Origin of the sequence: Limnochorda sp., assembly GCF_047459355.1 — a bacterium.
Lineage (GTDB): Bacteria > Bacillota > Limnochordia > Limnochordales > Limnochordaceae > Limnochorda.
Genome location: NZ_VSCV01000044.1, coordinates 1 through 8,828, shown reverse-complemented (window position 1 = coordinate 8,828; position 8,828 = coordinate 1). Strand labels below are relative to the sequence as shown.

General features: G+C 69.0%; 8 protein-coding genes. 5 read left to right on the top strand and 3 right to left on the bottom strand.

Translation table 11 applies throughout. The features are described 5' to 3' along the window. From FWJ67_RS10190 to nagZ, 3 genes are all read right to left on the bottom strand, one after another. Positions 1-723, bottom strand: a 723-nt coding sequence (locus FWJ67_RS10190; RefSeq protein ID WP_414482779.1) for an extracellular solute-binding protein, incomplete at its 3' end; no start/stop codon positions are given. 194 nt (positions 724-917) lie between these two features. Continuing rightward, the gene (locus FWJ67_RS10185) at positions 918-1,658 is read right to left on the bottom strand and encodes a metallophosphoesterase family protein (RefSeq protein WP_414482778.1); all 741 of its coding nucleotides are present in this window, start codon (positions 1,656-1,658) and stop codon (positions 918-920) included. 125 nt (positions 1,659-1,783) lie between these two features. After that, a complete protein-coding gene (gene nagZ / locus FWJ67_RS10180) occupies positions 1,784-3,505 on the bottom strand; it encodes a beta-N-acetylhexosaminidase (protein WP_414482777.1) in 1,722 nt (573 codons plus the stop codon). Positions 3,506-3,693: 188 nt separating this feature from the next. Here nagZ and FWJ67_RS10175 point away from each other — a divergent pair, with 188 nt between their 5' ends. The 5 genes from FWJ67_RS10175 to FWJ67_RS10155 form a co-directional block, all read left to right on the top strand. Continuing rightward, positions 3,694-4,896: an ROK family transcriptional regulator gene (locus tag FWJ67_RS10175; protein WP_304173587.1), complete on the top strand. Its 1,203-nt coding sequence runs from the start codon at positions 3,694-3,696 to the stop codon at positions 4,894-4,896. A 92-nt stretch (positions 4,897-4,988) separates the two neighbouring features. Continuing rightward, on the top strand, positions 4,989-6,320 hold the full coding sequence (locus FWJ67_RS10170) for an ABC transporter substrate-binding protein (protein WP_304173589.1): 1,332 nt from the start codon (positions 4,989-4,991) through the stop codon (positions 6,318-6,320). A 69-nt stretch (positions 6,321-6,389) separates the two neighbouring features. Beyond that, positions 6,390-7,295, top strand: coding sequence for a carbohydrate ABC transporter permease (locus FWJ67_RS10165; protein ID WP_304173591.1), 906 nt, complete (start codon positions 6,390-6,392; stop codon positions 7,293-7,295). Further along, positions 7,295-8,179, top strand: coding sequence for a carbohydrate ABC transporter permease (locus FWJ67_RS10160; RefSeq protein ID WP_414482776.1), 885 nt, complete (start codon positions 7,295-7,297; stop codon positions 8,177-8,179). The genes FWJ67_RS10165 and FWJ67_RS10160 overlap by 1 nt, the downstream gene beginning before the upstream one ends. Before the next feature lie 148 nt (positions 8,180-8,327). After that, a partial coding sequence (locus FWJ67_RS10155) for a cyclase family protein (protein ID WP_414482775.1) occupies positions 8,328-8,828 on the top strand: 501 nt, incomplete at its 3' end.

Genomic DNA, 8,828 nt, shown 5'->3' with positions numbered 1-8,828 from the left:
GGGTGACGGCTGCGCGTACGCCTTCAAGGCGCCGAAGTAGAACTCCATCGCTTCCACGGCGGCCGGGCTGTCCACGGTGGCGACACCCTCTTCGTTGGTGATGCGGGCGCCGTTCGCGTAGAGCCAGTTCTGGAACTCGGTCACGGTGGAGACGAACCGGTTGGCCGGCAGGCCGAACCCGTAGACCTCCGGCGGGTTGTGGACCCTACGGGCCGCCTCCAGGATCGCCTCCCAGCTCGTCATGGGCAGCTCCACGCCCGCCGCTTCCAGGAGGGTCTTGTTGTAGAGAAGCGCCTTGGTGGACATGGCCCGCACGATGCCCCAGTGCTGGCCTTGGTACTCCACGCTCTCCCAGACGGCCGGGTAGTAAAGGGCCCACTTCGCCTCGTCGATGTACGGATCCAGCGGGATGATGGCGCCCATGTCAGCCAGGGCCGGAATCCAGCGCGAGGCGATGTAGATCACGTCCGGAGCGTTGCCCGTTGCGATGGAGGTGATGATCCGGTCCCAGAGGGCGTCCCACCCGACGAACTCCATCTCCACCTGCACGTCGGGATGGGCGGCCATGTACGCTTCGGCAATGGCGATCTGGTCCTCTTCGGTGTACCCGCCGCCGATGGGCAGGAGCACCCGCAGGGTCTCCGCCGACGCTGTGCCGCTCCAAGCCAGAAGACCGGCCAGAACGGCGAGCGCCACCGCCAGCCCGATGCCCCGTCCCTTCACGCTCTCGCCTCCCATCCAGTCTGAACCCAGGCGCCGGGTCCCTGGAAACTTCTTATGCGGCGGGGAGTGGGGCAAGCCCACTCCCCTGTCCGCGGCGGCCGGAAATGGCCGGGCGCCTGGATGGGAATGGATGGGAGCACCCTGACGGGCGATGAGACTCCGTCAGCGGCATCGGAGCCCAGACCGTGGCCGGTTCAGGCCTCGTCCCAATCGGCGAGCAGGAGCTCCTTGTGGGGCATGTCGCATGCCCGGAGGGCCTTCACGTATTCGGCCACCGGGTAGTGAACCCGCCGCAGGTCCACCCCTTTCCGGTCTGGAGACCAGGTGACGATGGCGTACTCGGCCCAGCCGGGATGGCGGACGGCCGTTGCGGGCGGCACCCGGTCGAAGGGGAGCCCTACGGACCCTGGGTTGATGAGCCAGGACCGGCCGAATCGGCGCACCATGGCCCGGTGGGTGTGCCCGCCGGCGAGCAGGACGTGCGTCGCCCCGGCGAGGATCTCGGCCAGCGTTTCGTCGGGGGTTGTGGGGAGGATGATCTCCGAGTGGGACCGGGGGGAGCCGTGGAAGGCGAGGAGCGCCTCCCCGTCGCCCAGGGGCACCTCCACGGTGGGTTGGAAGGTGGCCACGAACGCCCGGTCTTCCCGGGTCAGCTGCTCGGCAGCCCACCCGTCGATCTCCCAGAACACCTTCTCGTGCTCGGAGGCGTCCTCGGGCAACGGCTGCCGGTCGAGCAAGGCCGCGTCGGTGTTGCCCTGGACCACCGGGCACCCCAGTTCCTGCAAGAGGCGCACGCACTCCCGGGGCTGGGCCCCCATTGCCGCCACATCCCCCAGGCAGACGATCTGGTCCACGCCCTCCTTGCGAATCTCCTCCAAGACCGCCTGGAGGGCGACGGCATTGCCGTGAATGTCGGAGATCAGGGCAAGCTTCACGCCGGTACCTCCTCTTGAACCGGTCTCGGTCGTCCCTTGCAGCGCCGGCCAGCTCTGGCGAGAGGTCGATGGCGCTCTCCTGTTCGGTCGGTTCGGTGCCCGTCCCTCTTCGTGAGCCCCCGTGCTTAAGCCTGGCTGGCAGGCCCCGGGCCGACCAGCACCGCGGCCGCCGCCTCCACGTGCGGCGGCTGGTCCCCGTAGATGGCCAGGAAGAGCGCGGGCGGCGCCGGGAGGGCGTCGAGGTCGTTGGGCAACCCGGCGGCCACCACCGTCACCCTGTCGGGGCAGAGGCGGGCCACCTCCTGGAGCCAGGCGAGCTGGTCCGGGTGGCGGGCGGCATTCCGGGTGACCACCACGGGCAGGAGGCCCTCCTCCCCGAGGGCCTGCCGCAGCCGGTCCCGGGCGGTCGGGTCGTCCTGGGGGGTGACGCCGGAGGGAATGGCCAGCTCCTCGACACGGAAAGCCCGGGGAAGGCCCCGCCCGTCGGGACCAGCGCCGACCGCCTCCCAGCGCTCCCGAAGGGCCTGGGCCAGGTGGATGGGCGGGTCGCCCCCTTCCTCGGCCAGGGTCCTGTTCCCCTCGCCCAGCTCCACCACGAGCAGGCCCTGGCAGTCACCTGCCTGCAGCCGCCGCGTCAGCGTCGGGGGCTGGCCCTGGCAGGGGGCTTCCCCCTTCCCCGGCACCACGACCTGCACCGCCCGCCGGGCCGTCTCCCGGGCTAGGGCATTGGCCGCCTCCACGTCGACCACCTCGGCGAAGGGCCGGTCGGGTAGAAGCTGGTCCAGGTCGCCGGTGAGAAGGCCCAGCTCCGCCTTCAGGCGGAGCACCCGCCGGACCGAGGCGCGGAGCCGCTCCTCACTCACCCGTCCCCTCCGGACGGCCTGGAGCAGGGCCTGGTAGGCCGCCTGCTGCCGCTCCGGGCTGTGACTGATCAGGAGCAGGTCCGCGCCCGCCTCGAAGGCCCGAACCGCCGCCTCGCCGGGGTCAAAGCGGTCGGAGATGGCCCGCATCTCCAGGCAGTCGGTCAGGATCAGCCCGTCGAAGCCCAGCTCCTCCCGCAGGAGGCCCTGGAGGACGGGCGCCGAGTGGGTGGCCGGCCGCCCCGGCTCGGGGTCGAGGCTGGGAAAGGCGACGTGGGCGGTCATGATGCCCGCCACCCCTTCGTCGATGGCCGCCCGGAAGGGGACCAGCTCCACCGCCTCCAGCCGGGCCCGGTCGTGGGGAATGACCGGCAGGTCCAGGTGAGAGTCGACGCTGGTGTCGCCGTGGCCTGGAAAGTGCTTGGCGACGGCCGCCACCTGAGCCGCGCGGAAGCCCCGGATGGAGGCCCGCACCATGCGGGCCACCAGGCCGGGGTCAGGGCCGAAGGAGCGGGTGCCGATGACGGGATTCTTGGGGTTGTTGTTCACGTCCGCGACAGGCGCCAGGTTCATGGTGATGCCCACGGCCCGCAGCTGGGCCCCCAGGGCGGCCGCGAGCCGCTCGGCCCGCTCTTCATCGCCCACAGCCCCCACCGCCATCGCCGACGGGAACCAGGTCGCGCCCCGGCGGAGCCGGATGACGCTCCCGCCCTCTTGGTCGGTGGAGATCAGGAGCCCTGGCAGGGAGGCCGCAAGGGCCGCCGCCTGGAGCCTCCGGATCATGGCCCGGGCCCCGTCGGGCGTGGTGAAGTTGCGGGCGAAGAGGACCACATTCCCCACCTCGCCCGCGGCCACCCGGGCCAGGAAGGGCTCGGGGGGCTGGGTACCGGGGAAGCCCACCATGAACACCTGCCCCACCTGGGCTTCCAGGCTGAGCGCGCGGAGGACGGCCTCCACACGGGACGGCTCGGGATGGGGGTGCTGCATCGCTCCGGACCTCCTCCAGGGTCGGCCGCGGGCCCTGCCCGGCCCGGCCTTCCCCGTAGTTACGGCATTTTTGAGATGAGTCCTGCATGAGGGTCTTGCGTGGACCGGCCACGCCGAGTATCATGAGGGTAGATTTTTGCAGTCTGCAACAAAGTCCTTGGTCGAAAGATCCTCGGGGTGAGGTCCCCATGCGGCGTCGCCGGCTGAGCAGCACCAGCCTGATTCGTTCCTACAACGCCACCTCCATCCTCCGGACCTTGCACGCCAAGGGGGCCTGCACCCGCGCCGAGCTGGCCCGGGCCACGGGGATCAGCCCGGCGACGGTTTCGCGGATCGTCAACCAGCTGGCTGAGGCGGGCTTGGTCCAGGTGAAGGCTTTGGCCGCCTCCAGCGGCGGCCGCCGGCCGGCCCTCCTCGAAATCGACCAGACCAAGCTCCACGTCGTTGGGGTGGAGCTGCGGCGGGACCAGGTGGCCATGATCCTGGTCAACCTTCGGGGCGAGGCGATCCGGCGGGCCGCGTACCCGCCCGGCACCCTCCAGCCTGAGGCCCTCGTCACCCACCTCGCCCAGCGCATCCACCGCCTCATCGAGGAGGCCGCCGTGGACCGGGGCTCCTTGCTGGGCGTGGGGCTGGCCGTGGCAGGCGTGGTCAACCGGGCCGAGGGGCGGGTGGTCCGCTCGGTCAACCTGGGCTGGGCCCAGGTCCCCCTTGCCGCCCAGCTGGAAGAGCGGCTCGAGCTCCCCGTCCTGGTGGAGAACGACGCCAACGCGGCGGCCCTCTCCGAGGTCTGGTTCGGCCAGCGGCACCCACCGGCCAACCTCATCTTCCTGAAGACCGAAGCGGGCGTGGGGGCCGGCATCGTTCTGGAACACCAGCTCTTCAACGGACCCCGGGGGATGGCGGGTGAGATCGGCCACATCCCCCTGATTCCCGACGGCCACCCCTGCCGCTGCGGGCAACGGGGCTGCCTGGAGACGTACGTGAACGTGCGGGACGTCTTGAAGCGCTATACGGAGCTGACGGGGCGAGAGGCCGATCAGGAGACCTTCTTCCGCCGAGCAGCCAAGGGCGAACCGGCCGCCCGTGCGCTGGTGGAGGAGGCCCGCCAGGCCCTCACCCTCGCCTCGGCCCACGTGGCGCTTCTTCTGGATGTGGAGGCCATCTTCATCGGCGGGGTCTGGGGCGCCTTCAGCCCGGCCTTCGTGCAGGAGGTTGAGGCGGGCGTCCAGCGGGTGATCGACCAGACCGGCCTGGAGAAGAGTGTCCGGGTGCACGGCGCGAGCCTCGGGGCCGACGCCGACTTGATGGGGGCGACGGGGCTGGTGATCGACTCCTGGCTCACCCCCCACGCCCCGGACCGGTCCGAGTTGGTGCGGGAGTCATGGTGAAGGGAGGGAGCGCCCCTTTCTTAGCACCGGTGAGTCGGAAGGGATGCCAGAACCTGCCAACGACTCTGAGTTCTAAGAAGGAGGGAATTCCTGTGACGCGCAAGGGGCATCTGTGCTGGCGCGTGGCGGTGATGGCCGTCGCCCTCCTGGCGACCGTCCTGGCAACGGGCGAGAGCCTGGCCCAAAGCGACGAGCCCATCGTGCTGACGGTGCTCAACTACCTGGATGCGACCAGCCCCGGGGCTGAGCGGGAGATCGAGGAGATCTGGAACGCCTTCGAGCGGAACAACCCCGACATCCGGATCGTCCGGGAAGACCTCTTCCTGGAGCCCTTCCACCAGAAGACGGAGGCGTACGCCGCGGCCGGCCGGCTGCCGGATGTCCTCTACATGTGGCCGGGCGGGCGCTCCAGCACCCTCCACACCCAGCGCCTGGTGAAGGACCTGACGCCCTTCATCGAGCCCATCCGGGACCAGTTCGCGGAGGCCGCGCTCCGGCCCCAAGCGGGCGGCTACCTGGGTGAGCTCCCCATCGGGCTCACGGCCACCCACGTGCTCTACGTCAACACCCAAGTGCTGGAGGAACTGGGGCTCTCCATCCCCGAGACCTACGAGGATCTGAAGGCGATGGTGCCCACCCTCCGGGCCGCGGGCAAGGACGTGATCCTCATGGGGGCCAAGGACGACTGGGTCATCCAGTCCACCCTCTTCAGCATGATCGTCGGCCGGCTCGTGGGCGATGAGATGATGGATGAGATCATCGCCGGGCGGGCCAAGTTCACCGATGAGCCCTTCGTCAACGCCCTGCGGTTCTACGCCTCCCTCTTCGAGGACGGGGTGCTCAGCCGGCGGATCTTCCAGACGGCCTACAACGAGGTGGACCCCCTCTTCGCGGCCGGCCAGGCGCCCTTCCTCATCGACGGCGACTGGAAGGTGGGCAACTTCCTGACCGACCCCACCACCGGCGAGGCCCTGATCCCGCCCGAGGAGCAGAAGCACATCGTCATGACCGTCTTCCCCGCCATCCCCGGGGAGCGGGTCCACAACACGACCTCCTCGGTGCCGGCGGCCGGCTTCGGCATCAACGCGGCCATCCCCGCCGGTTCTCGCAAGGAGGAGGCCGCCTGGCGGCTGGTGGAGTGGCTCACCTCCGAGGAGGTCCAGCGGATCCGCCTGGAGACGGGCTCCGCCTTCCCCTCCCGGAAGGGCGTCACCAGCGACCGGCTCGAGCCCCTGGCCCAAGAGCGGGCCACCTTCTACGGCCGGTTCTCCGGCACCTACGTCCTGGACGACGTGCTCGACTCCCAGGTGTACGGGCCGCTCAACGTCGGCCTGCAGGAGATCGGGCTGGGACTGGCCACGCCCGAGGAGGTTGCGGCCTCGGTGCAGCGGGCGCTGGAGGCCTGGCGGGCCTCGCGGCGGTAAGCGGGGCTCTGGATCTGGCGGGCGCAGCGGGCGCTGCGCCCGCCCCGGCCCTTCTGGAGGTGAGGGTCCATGCGTGCGGCAGGACGGGCTGAGGAGCGGCGAGCCTACCTCCTCCTCGCCCTCCCGGCGGTCATCCTCTACCTGGCGGTGGTCGCCTTCCCCACCGTCTTCTCCCTGGGGCTGAGCGTCACCGACTACAACGGCGGCCCCCTCTTCGGTGAAGGCAGAGCTCTGAACTTTCGGGGCTTGGAGCACTACGTCCGCATGTTCCAGGACCGGTTCTTCTGGATCTCCCTGAAGAACAACCTGGCCATCATCGGCATCTCCGTCTTCGGCCAGATCCCCCTGGGCTTCATCATGGCGTACGTGCTCTACCGGAAGCTGGTGGGGTGGCGGGACTTCTTCCAGACCATGATCTACCTGCCCACCGTCATCTCCACCATCGTGGTGGGCATCCTCTGGCAGTCCTTCTTCTCGCCCTACGGCCCCTTTACCCGGTTGATGCAGTCCATCCAGCCGGGTTGGGAGAACACCCTCTTCCTCAACCCCAAGACGGCCATGCTCCCGGTGCTCTTCGTCATGCTCTGGATGTACACCGGCACCTACCTGATCATCTTCCTGGCCAGCCTTCAGAAGATCGAGCCGGAGCTGATCGAGGCCGCCAAGATCGACGGGGCGAACGAGTGGCAGGTGCTGGGCCGGGTGATCCTGCCGGCCCTTTCGGGTGTTCTCGTGACCACCATCATCCTCGCCATCTCCGGGTCGCTGAAGAGCTTTGACCTGATCTTTGCCATGACCGCGGGGAACCCCGCCCGGCGGACCTCGGTCCTGTCCCTCTACATGTACGACACGGCCTTCCGCGGCGCTCCCGACTTCCCCCTGGCCAACGCGGTCTCAACCTTTATGGTGATGCTCAGCCTGGGGCTGATCGGGATCGTCCGCCTCCTCGAGAAGCGTCTGGGAGGGGATGCCTGATGCGGGCCGCCTTGAGTGCCCAAGCCCGGCAGAAAGCAGGCAGCCGGATTCTCCGGCGGGAGACCGGCCTGGTGAGCAAGGTGCTCCTCTACGGGGTGCTCCTTGCCTTCGCCGTCATGACCCTCTTCCCGCTGGCCTGGCTGGTGATCAGCTCCTTCAAGACCACCCAGGCCTTCCAGCTGGACCCCCTCGGCCTGCCGAAGCGTTGGTACGTGGCCAACTACCCCCAGGCCTGGCGGATCGGGAAGTTCGGCACCCTGTTGGCCAACAGCCTGCTCTACACGTCGGTCTCCACGGCGGCCGTCATTCTCCTGGCCTCTGCGGCGGGTTTTGCCTTCGCGAAGTTGAAGTCCCGCTGGACCCCCGTCCTACACGGGACCTTCGTCATGGGGATCCTGCTCACCATCCAGTCGATCATGGTCCCCCTCTTCTTGGTGGCCAACATGGCCAACCTGTACAACACCCGCCTGGGCGTGCTCATCGTCTACACGGGGATCAGCCTGCCCATCCCCGTCTACCTCTTCACCGCCTACATCCGGGGCATTCCCGACGCGGTGGTGGAGTCGGCCCGGGTGGACGGGGCCGGCTACCTCACCATCTTCCGCCGGATCATCCTCCCCATGACCCGCCCCGTGGCCGTTACCGTGGCCATCCTCAACATCGCGTCCATCTGGAACGAGTTCATGCTGATCAACATCCTGGTCTCCGACGACCGGCTCAAGTCACTGCCCGTCGGCATCCTCAAGTTCTCGGGCGCGCTCTCCTCCGACTATGGGAAGCAGTTCGCCGCGTTGGTGATCGGGCTCTTGCCCATGGTGATCTTCTACCTCATCTTCCGGAAGCAGATCACCCAAGGGGTGTCGGCGGGGGCGGTGAAGGGCTGAGGAGCAGGCAGGCCTCCGTTTGGCTGCCCCCCTCCCACCCCGATTGACACGCGTTGTCCAACTTATTACCCTATTGGCAACTCCATCCGAGGACCCGTGCCACCCGCGCGGGAACCTCAGACTCCTGATCCGGCCGGAGGTGGTCTCGGTGTGCGCCCCAGCGGTGATCCAGCATGTTGCGACGGAACTCTCCCGCCGCCGCTTCTTGCAGGCGGCCGGCGCGGCAGCCGCCGCCCTTCTCCTCCCCTGGCGAGAGGCGTCGGCCCAGGCTGCCCCCGCACCTTCAGGGCGTTCCTTGAGCTTCACCCATCTCGCCGACCTGACCCACACCCTGACCCCCCACTTCCCCGTCTTCCCCAGCTTCGACAGCCCCCGGCTGGAGACCCGCTACACCGTGGAACGGGACGGGTTCTATGCCCGGGAGTGGATCGTGGCCGAGCACTCGGGCACCCACCTGGATGCACCGGCCCACTTTGTCGCCGGCCCCGACCTCTGGACGGCGGATCAAATCCCCTTGGAAAACCTGATCGCGCCTCTGGTTGTCGTCTCCATTGAGGAGCGGGCCGCCCGGGATCACGACGCCCAGGTGACGGTGGACGATCTGATCGCCTGGGAGCGCCAGCACGGCCCCATTCCTCAAGGGGCGGCC